Below are 17724 nucleotides of genomic sequence, written 5' to 3'. Positions count from 1 at the left end.
TCCCACGCCCAAGGAGCCGCGGATCATGCCTGATTCAATTACTGCTCTCATCCGGTGGATACTGCACAGCCTGCTGTTGTGTTGTGCGCTATTGCTCAGTTCACTCAGTCTGGCAGACACGACTGCCACCGGCTCAGCAGATGATCTGGCAGCGGCACGCATCATTCAGGAACAGCAACGTGCGGCCAATGCTCGTCATCAGAGTCAGGCAGGCGCTGCATCCGAGGCAAGTGTTGAACAACTGGTGATTGCCAATGATATGGCAGAAGGCGAGTCCATCCGCGGCTTGCCGACTTTAAATGAACCGGTGATTGATCAGGCCAATTTGCTGAGTGCAGCGCAGAAACAGGCGATTAGCCAGCGAATTTTAGCGCTGCATCAGCAGGGTAAAGCACAAATTGGGGTGGTAATTGTCCCGACCACCGGTCAGGAAGATATTTTTGATTTTGCCATGCGCATTGCAGAACGCTGGCAGTTGGGCTCGGCCAAATATGACAATGGCTTGTTAATGGCAATTGCAGTGAATGATCGCCGTATTCAAATTCTGACTGGTTATGGTCTGGAAGGGGTATTACCCGATATTGTGCTGGGCCGGATTATCAACAACCAGATCACCCCATATTTTAAGCAAGCGCAATATGCCAGCGGCATTGAAGCTGGTCTGGCTGAAATTGAACGTATTTTGAATATGGACCCGGACGTGGCGGCTAATGCTGCCAAAGAGCTGCAGGAACGCCAGCAACAGGCCTTACGTGAGCAGCAGGCACGGGAAAAAACTTTTAATACAGTCATTTTTATTTTAATTGCCGGGGTGATTGGCTCTTATATTGTCGGTAAACGTCTTAGCGCTTCAACCGCTGCGGTAGCGGCTACGGTGGCGGGGCTGGTCAATGGTGTGGGCATATTCACCAGTTTATTAATGGGACTTGGGATTTTCTTTTTACTCATTACCGCACTGGCACAAGCGATTTTTCATATTTTCCTGGCCTCGGCTGGTCGTGGCGGTGGAGGCGGCGGCTTTGGTGGAGGCGGTGGATATAGCGGCGGAGGCGGCGGCTTCGGCGGGGGAGGGGCATCAGGATCATGGTAACCACAACAGATACAACCGAAATTATTACCCAGCCGAAAACCCAGGAGCTGAGTCAACCCAGTTTAAAACGCTGGTTCAGGCATTTTTTCTACATGCCGGCCACTAAACGCTTTTTTAACCAGCAGGACCAGTACGCGATTGCGCAAGCGGTCACAGAAGCCGAGCATGGCCATATTGGTGAAATACAGGTGGTGATTGAAGGCTGTCTGCCTTCGCGTTTGGCTTATTATCAGGATACACGTACCCGCGCACGGCAGCTGTTTGCTGAATTAGGTGTTTGGGATACGGAATATAACAGTGGTGTACTGCTGTATTTAAACCTGTGTGAGCGGAAAGTCGAGATTGTGATTGACCGTGGTATTAAGCATGCCACCGAGCAGCAGGTCTGGGATGAGATTTGCCAGAAAATGGTGTATGGCCTAGCGCAAAGAGAGTATCAGCAGGCAGTGATCTTGGGTGTTAAAGAAATTGGCATGATTCTGGATGCTTTTTATGACCGGAAAATTCAGGATGAAGCCAATGAGCTAGGGAATAAGCCGATTATTCTTGGTTAATGTTGTAAATATGTGACATTAAGTGTCACTTTTTTACATAAAAATACATTAAAAAAATAAAGTGAAAATTTTTTATCCATAAATGGCTGTTTTTTCTTTAAATATATTTATAATAAAAGTTGGCACATATAGTGCTATATACAAAATAGCTTATAAAGCTTATAAAAAATTAACAAAACATTTGTGGAGAATGTTATGAACGCTCAAAAAGGTTTTACCTTAATTGAATTAATGATCGTTGTCGCGATCATTGGTATTTTAGCTGCAATTGCGATTCCTGCTTATCAGGACTATGTGTCTAAGTCTAAAGCATCAGCTGCATTGGCAGATATTGCCGCTGGGAAAACAAGCTATGAGTTGCTTTTCACTGAAAAAGGAGCAGGTGGATTTACTGCTGGTGGTGCTGTACCTGGAGATATCGGTTTGTCGGCTTCAACAGGTAACTGTTCTGCAATTACTGTGGTTGCTCCTGGTGCTACTGGTGCTGCAACTGGTGCGATTGAATGTACAATTAATAATCCTGGTCGTTTAGGAACTGGTGCTACTATTAGCTTTGACCGTACTACTGCTGGTCTTTATGAATGTAAAACTACAGTTATGGATGCCAAATATAAACCAGCTGGTTGTGCATAATAAGATAGTCTAAAAAAGAGAGGCGAAAGTCTCTCTTTTTTATTATTTTTAGATGAATTTAAAAATATAAATAGGAAAACTAATCACTTATCCTTGGTGAAATTTGTTAATTGATATTGTTTTTAAGCATATATCATTTCTAATCTGGATGGTAATTGTAATTTTTTAGGTAATGAAAATGAATAGATTTAGTCAGTATATGGACGGACTATCAGAAAATTCTTTAAGGATGATGCATGATAGCATTCAACGTTGTCTAAATGAAGAAGATAATTTGCTCTCAAATCAAACTAAGCCTTATGGAATTAGAGAACATGATGATTTCCGTTTACAAGCAGAAGCTATAGAGTTGGAATTTACAAAGAAAAATATCTCTTTTGATAAAATTAACTGGTAGATTTTAATATATCGATTGCATAACTAGTCTAAGCATTGTTATAAGGCTTGATTCATTGAGACATTCGACAGTCAAATGATTTATGTAAAAAATCTAATAGGTTTACCTTATTTAGATAATAATTAACTTATTATTGGAGGATGTTAATTCTAATGTCCAAACGCCTAAAATTTTTCCTTAGTCATTTATCACTCTCCTTTCTAATTGCTTTATTCGTGATTGGACTCGTCTTTTTTATTTGGTATCCATCACCACTTGCCACAGTAGTTGGCGTAACGCATATCTTTTTAATGCTGTTGGTCATCGACGTAATTTTGGGACCACTTTTGGGGTTGTTGGTCTATAAAGAAGGTAAAAAAACACTCAAATTTGATCTTAGTGTCATTATTCTCATTCAAATCGCGGCTTTATGTTATGGCGTATTTAGCATTGAGCAGGGACGCCCTGCATGGTTGGTTTATAACGTAGATCGTTTTGAACTTGTACGCAAAAATGAATTGGTTGACAGTAATATCCAGCAAGCACAGCCACAGTTCCAACAAGCTTCATGGTTTAAACCACAATATGCAGCAGCTGAATTTGCCAAAGACACACAACAACGCAATGATGAAATGTTTGCGGAAGTTTTTAGCGGTATTTCAATTGCACAGCGTCCAGAACGCTACGTAGAACTCACGCAAGCCAAACCCCAAATCCAACAGCGCGCATTACCACTTAAAGAATTGGAACAGTACAACTCAAAAACTGAAGTTGAAAAGACTTTAGCTAAATATCCAAAAGCAGATGCTTGGCTGCCTTTAAAAGCCAATGCTATGGATATGGTTGTTCTTATAAATAAAGAAAAAGCTGAGGTCATCAAAATCGTCGACCTCCGCCCTTGGCACTAACATAAAAATAGAACAGTAATTTCACCAAGCAGCTGATTCCCTCAGCTGCTTTTTTGATTATCATAGCTCATCTTTTTCTCAACTCTTGCAGCATGAAATTTTTCCTCTTGCTTCTCGCTGGTATTTTTATCTCCCTCGCTTGGCTCCTTCCCATCCATTACCGCCCTTGGGTGACCTATACCGGCGAGCTGTATGCCTTTTTTGCATTGTTCGCTTTGGCTGCCATTTTCTTAAAAGAAAAACTACTTATCCCAAAAATCAGCCTGCCTTTACTGGCCTTAAGCGCTATCCCATTCATCCAATGGGCCTGTGGTTTATTATTCTTTTTTGACAAAGCCCTATTTAGCAGCCTGTATATCTTTGGTTTTTGGCTGGCAATTGTACTGGGTTATAACCTGACCGTAGATGCTGCGCAGCGAGAAAAAATATTTACAGGTTTGAGTTTCGTCTTTTTAGGTGTCGGCACGATCACTGGTCTCATGGCCATTTGCCAATGGCTCACCATCGACCAGTATTTCCCGTTTATGGTCGATATTCGTACCGGCCAGCGCCCTTATGCCAACTTTGCTCAGCCGAACAATATGGCGACCTTTCTGGTCATGTCCTTAATGGCCTGTTTATATCTATATGAAAAACAGAAACTGAAAACAGCACTTTTGGTTGCAACTGGTTTGATCATCTTAAGCGGGGCAGTGTTGAGTCAATCGCGTACCTCTTGGGTCGCCTCGCTGTGTATTCTGACCTATCTCGGTTATCAGCAATACCAAGGCTATATCCGCCTGAAATGGTTCTATAGTGCGCTCTGGTTTGCCGCTTTTGTTGGTTTAATCTTTATTGCACCTTCTTTAAGTCAGCTACTCTCTCAAAGCGCAGATATAGCGGTCCAGTCTCGTGATGTGGTACAGCGTGCTACAGGGGATATGTCGCGGCTGGCAATCTGGGAGCAAATGCTGCATGCCATTGCCCATCAGCCCTGGTTTGGCTATGGCTGGCATCAGACCAGTGTCGCATACACGACGATTAGTGAATTTTTCCAGGGACCGGTATGGATTCGTAGCGCTCACAACGTCGTGCTCGATCTTCTGCTCTGGAATGGTCTGCTGATTGGCTTGCCATTATTGGCTTATCTGGCCTATTGGGGTTATCAACTACATCGGCAGGTGAATTCAACTATTTCGGTGATTGGCCTGTTGATGCTTGGTGCCTTCCTGATTCATGCCATGCTGGAATTTCCACAGAACTATGCCTATTTTCTGCTGCCCGCCGGTTTTATCTTGGGAATTGTACAATCGCAACGTCCAAATGCTGGCGTGCAGTTATCGCCAATATTCATGCGGGTTAGCTTTGGCGTGGGCTTAGTCCTGCTGCTGCTGATTTATCGTGATTATGAAGTGATGGTGCCAAAGCTGAATCAATCGGTGCGTTATGAAAAAACACCGGAAAAAATCACCAATCAGGATCAGATTTATCTGCTCGAGGAGTTTAAGCGCCGCATTGCCTGGATTCGTCTGAATCCGTATAGCCAGCAAAGCCCAGAGCAATTACAGCAGATTCATGAGATTGTATTGAACTATCCAACCCAGTATGACCTGCTTAAATATGCCCGTGTGCTGGCCTTTAATGGCTATGAAGTAGAAGCCAAACAGCAGCTGGAGTTGTTAAAGACCTTGCGCAAGGTTGAGGTGGATTATGATAGCTTGCTGGATGGAGCAGAAATTAGACCAGAACCATAAATTATCTTCTGATTTTTAAGGCTGCTGTTTGGGATTTGAAACACATTGCTCAATCCATAAAAAAGACCGGAACTCCGGTCTTTTTTATGCAGTTAATCTTTTTAATTGAGCTTAGAGCTGGCTCTGAATATAGTTTTCAATACCGACAGATTCAGTTAAATCCAGTTGCGTGGTTGCCCAGTCCAGATATTCTTCTTCTTTTTCCAGAATTTCCTGAACCAGATCACGGGTCACATAATCCATTTCCTGTTCAGCCAAAACGACGGCTTTCTGAATGGCTTCAATATTTTCTTTGACTTTACGGACATCACAGTTCAGCACTTCAACGGTGTGTTGACCAATATACAGTTTGCCCAAATGTTGCAGATTTGGCAGACCTTCTAGAAATAAAATCCGCTCGATAATTTTATCGGCATGTTTCATCTGACGAATTGATTCTTTATATTCAGCCGAGCCGAGTTGTTCAATGCCCCAATCGTTAAACATACGTGAATGTAAAAAATATTGGTTAATTGCAGTCAGGTGATGATAAAGCACCTGATTCAGTTGATTAATCACCTCACGATTGCCTTTCATTGCACTACTCCATCTCACAATTTCTGCCCTAAACAGTTTTAAGGCAATCTAGAGCTTTATCTTAAACAAGATGATGCAGGATGGCGAGTAATTTATTGAACAGCAAATGAAAATCGTCATCAATGCGATTCGGCAGCAAGGCCCAGTCGGGCAATAAAAACCCGCCTGAGTCAGAAGCGGGGGAGGAGAGTCGGCCCACGGACCGAAGGATTTATTCTTATTGGAATTAGGCAGCAACTGCGAGACGGCCAGCAAGTTCGGCCACTTCATCGCTAATAATGGCACGTGCTTCAGGGGCACAGCGGCCACAGCAGGTTCCCAGATCGAGCAGGTCACGAATTTCGCGATAGCTTTCAGCACCGTTCGCTACGGCGTCTTTAATGTCTTGATCTGTAATACCACGGCACAAGCAAACGTACATTGATACAACCATGAAGAATTAAATAAGATAAGTGTTATTATTGATAATTATTATCGTTTGTCAATAAAAATCATTTGAAAATTCATTTGTTGTGATTGGGTTTTTGAATAAAAAAATACCATCTTATCGATGGTATCTTTTTTGTGCAGCTAAGTTATTGATTAACAATCACCACGCCATCCATTTCAACCAGTGCACCTTTTGGCAGGCTGGCCACACCTAAAGCGGCGCGTGCTGGATATGGCTGGGCAAAATATTCACCCATAATCTGGTTCACCAACTGGAAGTTAGATAAATCGGTCAGGTAGATATTGAGTTTGGCAATATCAGCCAGCGTGCCACCTGCGGCTTCACAGACGGCTTTCAGGTTATCAAAAACACGGCGGATTTGCGCTTCAATGCCTTCAACCAGTTCCATGCTGTAAGGATCAAGGCCGATCTGTCCTGACAGGTACACGGTATTGCCAACTAAAATGGCTTGAGAATATGTACCAATGGCAGCAGGCGCATTTTCAGTATGGATTACTTGGCGGGACATCGATTTCTCCTTTTATAAGTATGGACAGCATAAACGCTAGCCGGGCAGGCCCGGGACTATCGTATCATGATTAACAGGCTTTGGATGTTTCGGCAATATTGGGCGGCAGTTCCAGACGGATAATCCGCGGGAAACCGAAATGCATACGCAGGTCGCGAATAATCTGGGCAATCTGTTTACGGTTATTTACCACAATATTGACATAGGTCTTGGCATCGTGGCTACGGACCATTTCCACCCCGGTCTTGGCTTTACGGCATTGATAGATCAGGTCAGAAATCTGCTCATCATTCATTTCAATATCAATGCATAAATAGGCGGTGAAGCTGACGTCATCGATATCATCCGAGTTCCACTGTAGCGGCATGATATTTTCTGGATGCAGATGCTGTTCATGCAGCAGGTTATGGCAACGCGCGCGATGCACAATTAAACCACGGCGGGATAAATGGCCCTGAATCGGATCGCCAAGCACCGGATTACAGCAATGCGCATATTTAACATCAATGCCTTCGGTGCCCTGAATCAGACGATCCGAAACTTCCGAGCTGCTGTCCTGTGAATAGAGATGGTTGGCCACCAGTTGCGGTAACAGGTCACCGACTGCAATCTGTTCAAACAGGCGTTCTTTACTGTCGATATGACGCCATTGCAACAGGTTAATCCAGTCGTCTTCGCTTAAATCTTTAATCGAACAGTTAAACAGTTTTAAGGCACGGTTAAGGGCCTGCTCACCGACCAGACGCTGCTCATCAATATCCTGATCACGCAGAATGTTTTGCAGGGCACGGCGCGCTTTTTGGGTATTAATAAAGCTGAGCCAGTCCGGGTTTGGTGTCGCTAAAACATCGGTAATCACTTCCACCACCTGACCGCTGGTCAGCGGCGTAGAGAGCGGTTTGATTTCTCCATTAATTTTGGCACCGACCGCATGGTTACCGAGGAACAGGCTGGCTGAATAGGCAAAATCCACCGCGGTGGCACCTTGCGGTAATTCATGCAGATGGCCATGCGGAGTATAAACCCAGATTTTTTCCTGATGCAGATAATCCAGCAGTTCGCTAAAGGTGGTTTTGGCACAGGCGCCATCAATCAGTACGTTCAGGTTTTGCATGGACGCCTGAATCGCCGAGCGGCAGGCTTGCGGTGCATTCTCACCAAGAACCACACCAAAACGGGCCGCTTTACGCATCAGCTCGGTTTGAATAGTTAAGGATAAGGTGGTTTCTTCACCTTTCAGCCGCAGCATCAGCGACTGGTTGCCACCCGGTAAGGGCCGGCGAATATGATCGGCAAAATGCAGTACCTGAAAATGTTCACGTAAAATATCGGCTAAGCGGTCACAGTCGGCGATGCTTTGCAGAATAATTTCAAAGGCGTGGCTGTGAGTCAGCTCTTGCAGATCGATGTCGTTTTTGACGAAATAACGGAGCAGTTCGATATTGTTATTTTTCTTTTTAATCCGGCCGCTAATTTGATGATATTGCAGCAGCTCGGCCAGGTTCTTTTCCCATTTGGCCTGATATTCACAGCGTTTCGGCTTGGTTTCTAGCAGGGCAGCCTGAACATTATTGAACATATCTAGGTCAAGATTCTGGTAGCACAGATGTTCCAGGTTGTCGGCCATTTCATTCATACCGACAATACGCGCCATCGGCACAAAAATATCAAAGGTTTCCTGGGCAATGCGGGCGCGTTTATCTGGACGCAAGGCATCTAGCGTGGTCATATTGTGATAGCGGTCAGCCAGTTTAATAATGATCACACGCGGGTCTTGCAGGGTCGCTTGCAGAATTTTACGGAAGGACGCGGCTTTATTGTATTCTTTATCGCTGGAATGGCTGAGTTTGGTCACGCCATCGACCAGCTCGGCCACGGTTCGGCCAAATTTCTCGGTAATATCTTCTTTGCTAAATTCGGTATCTTCAATCACATCATGCAGCAGCGCCGCCATCAGGGTTTCGGTATCCAGACGCATATGCGCCAGAATGCAGCTGACTGCAATCGGATGCAGAATATAAGGCTCGCCGCTTTTACGGGTCACGCCATCATGCGCCAGATCGGCATAGTCACAGGCCGCAAGCACGCGCTCGCTATCGCTTTCACTCAAGTAAGCGTCGATAATCATATTTAGTTGCTGTTTGGCTTGGCTGACCTCTGCGCCTGGCATATACCACCTTTAACTACAATGCTCGTAATAATCACAAAAACTGATCTTCTAATGAAAAACATATTGCATGACTTGTCAATTTTTTTCACCGAAAATATCGAAATAAAAGCTCGTTGTAATTACGAGTTCCGATGCTTATGTTATAACGGTTATTGCGCAATTATTAAAGTTCAAATAATAAAAAAGCCTAGTAAAAACTAGGCTTTTTCAGGATGTATTTTCTTATTGGAAAGAAAAACCATCTAAATTCAAGTTATTTGCTGAAAGTGCAAGGTCAAGGCTAGAGGTTTGGTAGTCCTGATCGCGTTGTTTCAAAATGTCTTTAGAAACGTGGCCTTCTGCAATTTCACGTAAAGCAACAACGGTAGGTTTGTCGTTGTCCCACTCAACGGTAGGTTCAATTCCTTGACGTGCCAATTGACGCGCGCGTTTGCTTGCCACTAGTACAAGCTCAAAGCGGTTGTCTACATGGTCTAAACAATCTTCAACGGTGACGCGTGCCATAAGAGTTCTCGTTTGAATGGTAAATTTAAACAGACTGTGCAGTATAAGGTGCTTTGTCTGAAGACTCAAGTTTTAATCAGGGTGCTGTAGGGGTAATCAGCTTCTGGATCAACTCCTGGTGACGGTTGGCCTGCTGGCTTAACACCAGACGGTTGGCAATAATCACGGCTTCTAGGTCATGCAGTGCTTTATTGAAGTCATCATTGATAATCACATAGTCAAAGTTGACATATTGCTGCATATCTTCTACCGCACAGCTTAAGCGATGTTCAATCACATCGACAGCATCGGTGCCGCGATTGGACAGGCGCTGGCGCAAGTCAAACTGGCTTGGCGGTAAAATAAAAATCTGTTTCGATTCAGGAAAAAGTTTGCGCACCTGCTGCGCACCTTGCCAGTCAATTTCCAGCAGGACATCGTGACCTTTGGCCAGTTGTTCTTTGACTGTGGCTTGGGCTGTTCCATAATAATTGCCAAAGACTTCGGCATATTCAATAAAACCGCCTTGTTGCACCAGGTCGATAAAATCCTGTTTCTGGGTGAAATGGTAATGAACGCCGTCCAGTTCGCCAGGACGTTGACCACGGGTCGTGTGGGAAACAGAAACGTGCAGATTGTTGACACGTTCAAGCAGGGCTTTAACAAGGGATGTTTTGCCTGTTCCTGAAGCTGCAGAAACGACAAACAAGAGACCCGACATGATATTTTTCCTGATATGATAAAATATCTTCTCTATTTTAGAGCAGAGCTGGCTTAAACAAAATAGTTAAGCATCTATTTGTTTGCATTAATTTCGCATCTGTCTGCAAAAGTTGAAATGAATATCGAGGGTTCTATGGAAATTGTATTGGCTAATCCACGTGGTTTTTGTGCGGGTGTGGACCGTGCAATTGCGATTGTGAATCGTGCCCTTGAATGCTTTAATCCACCAATTTATGTGCGTCATGAAGTGGTGCATAACAAGTTTGTGGTCGATGATTTACGTCAGCGCGGTGCGATTTTTGTAGATGAGCTGGATGAAGTACCAGACGATAATATCGTGATTTTTAGTGCCCATGGTGTGTCGAAAGCCGTCCAGCAGGAAGCCGAGCGCCGTGGCCTGAAAGTGTTTGATGCCACCTGTCCGCTGGTGACCAAGGTGCATATTGAAGTGACCAAATATGCCCGCGAAGGGGTTGAGGCGATTTTAATTGGACATGAAGGCCATCCTGAAGTGGAAGGCACCATGGGTCAATATGACAAGAAAAATGGTGGTGAAATTTATCTGGTGGAAGATGAAGAAGATGTTGCGGCTTTAAGCGTGCGTCATCCTGAAAAAGTCGCCTTTGTCACCCAGACCACGCTATCGATTGATGATACCGCCAAAGTGATTGATGCCTTGCGCCAGAAATTCCCGCAGATTCAGGGGCCGCGTAAAGATGATATCTGTTATGCCACCCAAAACCGTCAAGATGCGGTGCGTGATTTAGCCAGTCAGTGTGATGTAGTGCTGGTGGTCGGGTCGCCAAACTCGTCGAATTCGAACCGTTTACGTGAACTGGCCGAGCGCATGGGCAAACAGGCGTATCTGGTCGATAATGCCGATCAGCTGGATCAGGCCTGGTTTAATCCTGAAACGAAAATTGGTGTGACTGCCGGCGCGTCTGCACCGGAAATTTTAATTAAACAGGTGATTCAGCGCTTGCAGGACTGGGGGGCAACCGCCCCTACCGAGCTTGCCGGCCGAGAAGAGAACATTACCTTTAGTTTACCGAAAGAGTTACGTATTCCTGTAACTCAGGCTTAAACTGAGAAATAGATAACAGTCTAATTTTTCTTTTAAAAATAAGCAGATGATTGTGATATGACAGTCATCTGCTTTTTTATGCCTTTTATCTGTTCTGTGTAGGTTTTGTAACTTTAATAAGTATGATTTTAACTGGGCCAACATTTTTGCCTAGGGGGAGAGCATGCGAAAAAGTCAGGGATTTACCTTAATTGAATTGATGGTCACGATTGCAGTACTGGCGATTGTGGCGATGATAGCGGCTCCTTCTTTTATAGAAATAATTAGAAAGAATGAACTTAATCAAGAGACTCAGCATTTAATTTTTTTGTTGCAGGAAGCTCGAAGTGACGCAATTTTTACTCGATCTTCCAAGCAAATTGAAATTCCTACATATGGTTCAGATGAAAAAAGATTTTCAGAATGGTCTGTAACTAATGATATGAGTTCGTTAGAGTTTACTGCTATGGGCTATCTAAATTCTAATACATCTATTTGCTTAACTCTAACTCATAAAAAGAATTCTCATTTAAGCAGCTCGATTAGAGTCGAGAAAAATGGGGCTATTTCTAAAGATACATCAAATTGCCTAACTAATTAGGAGAGACTAGTAATGGGGAAGTATCAAAACGGAGTTGGACTCATGGAGGTTTTAGTTGGCTTAGTTCTGTTAGCTATAGCTGTGCTAGGTTTCTCTGCTTTGCAACTGCGAGGTGTATACGCAAGTGTAGAGGCTACCAATAATACGCAAGCAATGCATTTAGGTCGAGATCTCGCAGAAAGAATTAGAGCGAATCGGTCTGGATACGAAGCTTTGAATAAGAATAATGTTTATGTTGAGGGTAAAGGGGAGTGTTACTCAGGTTTTTGTGAACCAAATGATTTTGCAGAGGCAGATTTTCTACAAGTTCAGAACAAGGCTGAAAATTTAGGAATGAATGTTGCTGTTAGGGATTGCCAAGGGGTGGGAGAAGTGTCGTTAAAAAGGCGATGTATATATGTTGCATGGGACAAGACAACGCCTACTGATGGGCAAGCTGAAAATGATTGCACGTCTGGAGCTGCATACAACGTTGGGGCTAAATGCATAATTATGGAGTTATATAATTATGAATAATTATAAAAAAGGGTTCACTCTTATTGAGCTAATGATTGCAATCGTTTTAGGGTTGTTAATTTCAGCAGCTGCATTAACTGTTTATTTAACAGCTCAACGTTCACTGTCTTTACAAAATGCTATGGGTGAGCTACAGCAGAATGGAATTTTTGGTTTAAACCAAATTACATATGACCTTAGACACGTAAATTTAAATACAGCCTCAGCTCAAATAATTAATCCACGAGTGGTCGGTTCAGGTATTATTTTTAATCATCGTAATTTGCCAAGTTCACTCAGTGGTATAAGTAGTGATTTTTTTACATCATTTGAATTGGCTGAAGGTGCGACAACAGATAATAGTGATCAACTCACAGTTCAATATGTGCCGCAGTATTTAACAGCGACATCTTATGTCGATTCAGATAATGATGGGAAGAAAGATGTCACTATAAGTAAGAAAAATAGTGAACAATATGATTGTGAAGGTAATAAAATTGAGTTTGAGGAAGAGTTTCCTGGGGATGAGGCTGATCATGGTTCTGGAGCGCCAGAGACAGCGGATCGTGTAATTGTCCAGAGATATTATATTTCTGAAATTAAAGACTCTAAAAATAAATCGTTTAATCCTCAAAGATATGCCTTGTTTTGTGATGCAGGATTTTATCAAGAAAATGATACAATAATTAATGGTCTTGGCACTGGAGCTCAGCAATTAATGCAAGATGTAGATGCTTTTAAATTTCTTTTGGGGGTAAGACAAAAAAGTAATGGAAAGTTATCTTATCTTACAGTAAATGAATACAAAGATTTGATGCCTAAGGAAGATCCAACAGATGTAAATGCAGAGATCTACAATATTGTTTCAATTAAATTGGCTTTATTAATGCGATCTTCAAACCCGGTTGGCGCAAACGAACACATAAATAATAATAAAACATTTATTACTTTTGGTGATCAATTGGAGGCAAATGTAAAGGATGCGAAATATACGTTGAGCTTAAGCAACGATCAAAAAACTAGTTCTAAATATTTACGTCAAGTTGTTAGTCAAGTTGTAGCTTTTAGAAATACGTTAGGAGAAGCACAATGAGAATGAATCAGCAAGGATCAACTTTAATCATTGTGCTTGTCGTATTGTTATTAATTACAATTATTGGAACAATTGCCGTTAAATCAAGTATTTTAAATCTAAAAATTTCAACAAATGCACAGATTGATGCTTTGTTGTTAGAAAGTAACGATGCTGCATTATTTGCATTAGAGGATCAAACCAAAGTTTCTCGTCAATTGGCTCAAGATGGGATGTTTGGTTATTTCAACTCTGCAGACAGTAATGATGAATTGGTCTTCTGTTATCGTGCAAATGCGAAGAATTTTTTCAGTATGTCCAATGCGAGTGTTATTAGTGCAAATGGCAACTTTACAAAAAATGGTGTTTCTGGTTTTTGCAAGGCTAAAGAATATTCTACACGGAGAGCAGCTGTTCAAACACAATTGTATTTGCGTAAAAATGTCAAACCCACAACACCATTAACAACTCTACCTATAGGGACGAGTGTTGGTCAGTCAGGATTACCTGTTATCTCCAACCATATTGCAGTCACTGCTATTTCTATCTTGCCTAGTTTTTCAAGTGCATCTGATGATGAGATTCAAAACTGTTTTAAACAAACAAGTATTAAAAAATCGGATACTACTGAAACAGTAAGGGAATGCTTTGAACGGTTAAGCATTCCTTATAACCTACAGAACGCTGAATATATGGTTGGTGGACAGCCAAAGTTAACGTCGTAGACGAACATGAATGAAAGAGGTTTATTATGAAAAGTTTTGATAAAAAAATACTTTCGGCAATGGTGTCCATGTCTATGACGTTGGCAATTTCCCATTCTGCGAATGTTTATGCAAGTGACATTGAGATTTATTCCAATTCGACCCCAGGTAAACTTAATTTGTTTTTAATGTTGGATACCTCGGGAAGTATGGGCTATGGTAGGGGATATGGTGGAGGGAACTCTGCTACTGATACTAGTAGTATATTTCAAGATTACGGTATATGCACTTATAATAATTATTCTGATTATGGATTAAGAAAAGATGTTAGTTCTGAGAGTTTATCTTATCAGGTTAATGGTAAAGTAAAATCATATACCGTTAATTATTGTCATATATCGAAATCTCAATATAATAATTTGCGTAATACTTGGAATCCTTATGATAGAACTTTTGTGGCTACAGGGGATGAGTTAAGAAGAAGGATTTCTAATGAATGTGATAAACAAGCTGATAATAGCTATAAATGTTATGATCGAATAAGTAGATTAAAAAAAGCATTAGTAAATGTTCTAACGAGTGATAAAATATTAGATACTGTAAGTTTGGGTGTAGGACAATATTCCACTCCAACCACTACAAGTTGGAATTCTCATGATAGTCGTTCAGGCCGAATTATTTATCCTACTGTTGAATTATCCCCAGAAAATAGAGAAAAAATTCTAGAAAAAATTGTAGAACTGAATGTATATAATGGTACTCCTTCAGCTTCAGCTTATGCTGAGGCAGGTGCTTATATGCTTGGTAAAAATACTTATGGCATGACCTATAGTGGCTATACATATTCACATCCAGAATCAAGGGATGGTAATAATGGCTATAAGTCACCCTTATTTGGCATTGATACAAGTAGTAGATGTAATGGACAAGGTATTTATTTCCTAACAGATGGATTTGCTAATAACTCAGTATCTGATTATACAGAAGCATTAATGAGAAAGTCTTTTAGTTCATTGACCGAAAGTGGTTTAAGTGGTGGGACAAGTAGTGCTGGTTGGTCACTAATTGGTAAATTTGCTAAACAATTGTACAAAGATAAAAATATAAAAACAGCTGTAGTGGGTTTTGGCAGCCTTTTTCCTAATGGAACAACGTATATAAAAAATCTTAAAGAAAATGAAGATGATGAAAACACTAAGCCTTACTATGATTGTTCATTGTTGCCAGAGGGCGATTTAAGGAATACATGTAATTGGGGAGCTAAAAAGCATAAAGATCTACCAAATTCCGTTGGTGGATATGGCAATGGAGGTTTCTACTCAGCTCAATCTGAGCAAGATATTATTAATAGTATTGTTCAATTTGTCGAGGATACAACACCTAAGTTTGAATCCATTGCAACAGGCTCACCCACTATTCCAGTTGATGCTTTAAATCCAATCGAGCTACAAGATTATGGTTACTATGCATCTTTTTTGCCTAAACCTCAGGACTCGACAAAAATATGGACAGGTAATTTAAATAAATATGATGTGTTTAATGGTCAATTAGGTAAAAAAATAGATGCTAGCAAAATTATTCCATTAATCAAAGCTGATGGTAAATTAGATTCATCTGTACAAGGTCTCTGGACTGGTGGGGTTGAAGCTAAAATTCCTTTAGGTACAAGTATTAATTCAACATCAAAAAGAACAGTCTTTACCAATCGACAAATTGATTCAAATAAGCAAGCTATTTCTAGTCAAACTTTGACGCAAGTTAATTTAGAAACCTTATTTGATGCTGATGATACAAAAGCAAAATTTAAAAATGATGAGCAAAAAAATTATTGGTTAAACGTACTAGGTTATAAAGTTGATGTTAACTCAACCTTAACATTAGCTAATTTGCCAAATGAAGAACGTAGAAAATTAGGGTCGGTGATGCACTCTAAGCCAATTCTTTTGACTCAATCAGGGGAAATTGATCCTACTCAAACTAGTATTACTACTTCCAATCGTGAAGACTATCTGTTGTTTGGCACAACGCAAGGTGCATTACATGTTGTAGATGATAATGGTGTAGAAAAGTTTACCTTCATTCCGCATGAAATGATGAACAAACAGAAAGAAGCTTTTTTAGATGATTCTGCAAGTAAAAAAGACAACACCAATGACATTTTTTATGGGATAGATGGACAATGGGCTGCTTTTACACAGTATGTGACAGATGAAAATGGCAAATTCACCGTCAAAAAAATTAAGAGAACATTGGATGATAAAGAAATAGAGTACTCTGGTTTGCAGTGGGTGTATGGTGGTCTAAGAATGGGTGGACGCAGTTATTATGCGTTAGACTTGTCGGATATAGATAAGCCGACACTTAAATTTCATATTGACCCAGATGCCGCAGTGAAGGAAGATAAAACTGATGACCCTAACAACGCTTTAGCCTATATGGGAGAAAGTTGGTCTAAACCGACAGTAGGATATATCAATTGGGAAGGTAAAAAGACCTTAGTCATGGTTGTAGGTGGTGGTTATCATCGTGGTTATGAAAATCCTGAATACAATGCTGATGATATAGGGGTGAAAAAAGGTGCTGGAGTTTATATATTTAATGCTAATGACGGAAGTTTGCTATGGTGGGGTGGAGTAAATGCTACCAAAACTAAAGGGAGTGAAGCCTATACAACCAATAGTGATATGAAATATAGTATCGTTAGTCAAGTCAATGCGATTGATCGTGACAGTGATGGTTTACTTGATAATCTATATGTTGGTGACTTAGGTGGTCAAGTATTCCGTATAGATATTAATAATAATGCTCTAAATAAAAATAATACTGTGCATAGAATTTCAAAGCTCTATGGATTTAGTGAAGCAGATAAAATTAAGCCAAGATTTTATGAAATGCCTAGTTTCTCTGTAGAGAAAGGTGTAGACGGTTTATATGGTGTTATTGCAGCAGTCTCTGGGGATAGAAGCTCACCATTAGCTGGAACAACTGGAAAGAATGCAAATACTAAAAAAACTGCAGAAGATGGTGTATTTGTAATTTTTGATAATGATGTGGGGCGTATGGACTTAATGAAAAATATTAATAATTTGCGGACTCCTTCAAATAAGCAGCTTTTAAATCTTGACTTAAAAGCAGGCGTCGCACAAAAAAATGGTGATAGCTATAATTTAGGCTGGAAGTATACCTTTGGTGGAGAGAATGGTCGCTACAAAGGTATGAATGAATTATATGCTATGGACAGCTATTTATTTACCAACGTATATGATCGTGATGGCGTTGGTGTTAGTGGCTCAGCTTGTGGTGGTGGAGTAAAGGGGGATACATACCTGTATCAATTCTGCTTGCCATCAGGAAAGTGTAATTTTTATAAGTCAGGAATTACCGAACCGAATAAGGTTAAATTAGGTGCTGGTATATTGGGGGCAGGACTAGGTAAAGGATATTTAAATAATAATGACGAAGTTGGGGTTATTGTACCTAGACCGGATGAAACAGACTGTTTAAAAACACCAAATGCACCTGAGTGTCAGTTATTCAAAACCAATGTTAATTTGAAGCAACTGCGTTGGTACGAGGTAAGATAA

18 protein-coding genes are annotated in these 17724 nt (G+C 41.2%); 12 read left to right on the top strand and 6 right to left on the bottom strand.

All coding sequences use genetic code 11. The features are described 5' to 3' along the window. The first annotated feature begins 25 nt into the window (after positions 1–25). The 6 genes from FTU67_RS05290 to FTU67_RS05265 all read left to right on the top strand — a co-directional run bounded on the left by FTU67_RS05290 (position 26) and on the right by FTU67_RS05265 (position 5294). Entirely contained in the window at positions 26–1090 is a 1065-nt protein-coding gene (locus FTU67_RS05290; RefSeq protein ID WP_180061498.1) for a YgcG family protein, read from the top strand. After that, the gene (locus FTU67_RS05285) at positions 1084–1644 is read left to right on the top strand and encodes a TPM domain-containing protein (RefSeq protein WP_180061497.1); all 561 of its coding nucleotides are present in this window, start codon (positions 1084–1086) and stop codon (positions 1642–1644) included. Before FTU67_RS05290 ends, FTU67_RS05285 begins: the two co-directional genes overlap by 7 nt. 195 nt (positions 1645–1839) lie before the next feature. Next, positions 1840–2277, top strand: a complete 438-nt coding sequence (locus FTU67_RS05280; RefSeq protein WP_180061496.1) for a pilin — start codon at positions 1840–1842, stop codon at positions 2275–2277. A 178-nt stretch (positions 2278–2455) separates the two neighbouring features. After that, positions 2456–2674 carry a hypothetical protein gene (locus tag FTU67_RS05275; protein ID WP_180061495.1) on the top strand — a complete coding sequence of 73 codons (219 nt, stop codon included), beginning with the start codon at positions 2456–2458 and terminating at the stop codon, positions 2672–2674. Between the two features lie 152 nt (positions 2675–2826). Next, positions 2827–3561 (top strand): TfpX/TfpZ family type IV pilin accessory protein, encoded by a 735-nt coding sequence (tfpZ, locus tag FTU67_RS05270; protein WP_180061494.1) that lies wholly within the window; start codon positions 2827–2829, stop codon positions 3559–3561. Positions 3562–3653: 92 nt separating this feature from the next. Continuing rightward, a complete protein-coding gene (locus FTU67_RS05265; protein ID WP_180061493.1) occupies positions 3654–5294 on the top strand; it encodes a PglL family O-oligosaccharyltransferase in 1641 nt (546 codons plus the stop codon). A gap of 111 nt (positions 5295–5405) precedes the next feature. Here the strand turns inward: FTU67_RS05265 and bfr are convergent, their stop codons facing one another. From bfr to gmk, 6 genes are all read right to left on the bottom strand, one after another. After that, positions 5406–5870 (bottom strand): bacterioferritin, encoded by a 465-nt coding sequence (gene bfr, locus FTU67_RS05260; RefSeq protein ID WP_005180468.1) that lies wholly within the window; start codon positions 5868–5870, stop codon positions 5406–5408. A gap of 226 nt (positions 5871–6096) precedes the next feature. Further along, positions 6097–6291 (bottom strand): bacterioferritin-associated ferredoxin, encoded by a 195-nt coding sequence (locus tag FTU67_RS05255; protein ID WP_034597991.1) that lies wholly within the window; start codon positions 6289–6291, stop codon positions 6097–6099. A 154-nt stretch (positions 6292–6445) separates the two neighbouring features. Further along, entirely contained in the window at positions 6446–6829 is a 384-nt protein-coding gene (locus FTU67_RS05250; RefSeq protein ID WP_104513240.1) for a RidA family protein, read from the bottom strand. 70 nt (positions 6830–6899) lie between these two features. Next, on the bottom strand, positions 6900–8999 hold the full coding sequence (locus FTU67_RS05245; RefSeq protein WP_180061492.1) for a bifunctional (p)ppGpp synthetase/guanosine-3',5'-bis(diphosphate) 3'-pyrophosphohydrolase: 2100 nt from the start codon (positions 8997–8999) through the stop codon (positions 6900–6902). A 222-nt stretch (positions 9000–9221) separates the two neighbouring features. Continuing rightward, complete coding sequence (gene rpoZ / locus FTU67_RS05240) at positions 9222–9503, bottom strand: DNA-directed RNA polymerase subunit omega (protein WP_004809957.1); 282 nt, start codon at positions 9501–9503, stop codon at positions 9222–9224. A gap of 76 nt (positions 9504–9579) precedes the next feature. Continuing rightward, positions 9580–10203: a guanylate kinase gene (gene gmk / locus FTU67_RS05235; protein ID WP_045795273.1), complete on the bottom strand. Its 624-nt coding sequence runs from the start codon at positions 10201–10203 to the stop codon at positions 9580–9582. 135 nt (positions 10204–10338) lie between these two features. Between gmk and ispH the strand changes: the two genes are divergently transcribed. From ispH to FTU67_RS05205, 6 genes are all read left to right on the top strand, one after another. Then, a complete protein-coding gene (gene ispH / locus FTU67_RS05230; RefSeq protein ID WP_104490304.1) occupies positions 10339–11289 on the top strand; it encodes a 4-hydroxy-3-methylbut-2-enyl diphosphate reductase in 951 nt (316 codons plus the stop codon). A 163-nt stretch (positions 11290–11452) separates the two neighbouring features. Then, complete coding sequence (locus tag FTU67_RS05225) at positions 11453–11869, top strand: Tfp pilus assembly protein FimT/FimU (RefSeq protein ID WP_180061491.1); 417 nt, start codon at positions 11453–11455, stop codon at positions 11867–11869. A 12-nt stretch (positions 11870–11881) separates the two neighbouring features. Then, positions 11882–12385: a type IV pilus modification protein PilV gene (pilV, locus tag FTU67_RS05220; protein WP_168381546.1), complete on the top strand. Its 504-nt coding sequence runs from the start codon at positions 11882–11884 to the stop codon at positions 12383–12385. Beyond that, complete coding sequence (locus FTU67_RS05215; protein WP_218946087.1) at positions 12378–13457, top strand: PilW family protein; 1080 nt, start codon at positions 12378–12380, stop codon at positions 13455–13457. Before pilV ends, FTU67_RS05215 begins: the two co-directional genes overlap by 8 nt. Beyond that, positions 13454–14161, top strand: coding sequence for a PilX N-terminal domain-containing pilus assembly protein (locus tag FTU67_RS05210; protein ID WP_168408052.1), 708 nt, complete (start codon positions 13454–13456; stop codon positions 14159–14161). Before FTU67_RS05215 ends, FTU67_RS05210 begins: the two co-directional genes overlap by 4 nt. 26 nt (positions 14162–14187) lie before the next feature. Next, positions 14188–17724, top strand: a complete 3537-nt coding sequence (locus tag FTU67_RS05205) for a PilC/PilY family type IV pilus protein (RefSeq protein ID WP_180061490.1) — start codon at positions 14188–14190, stop codon at positions 17722–17724.

It is taken from the genome of Acinetobacter sp. YH12132, from assembly GCF_013418645.1.
In the GTDB taxonomy this organism is placed as follows: Bacteria; Pseudomonadota; Gammaproteobacteria; order Pseudomonadales; family Moraxellaceae; genus Acinetobacter; species Acinetobacter indicus.
The sequence above is the reverse complement of the archived record's forward strand: the minus strand, read 5'-3'. Positions and strand labels throughout refer to the sequence as shown.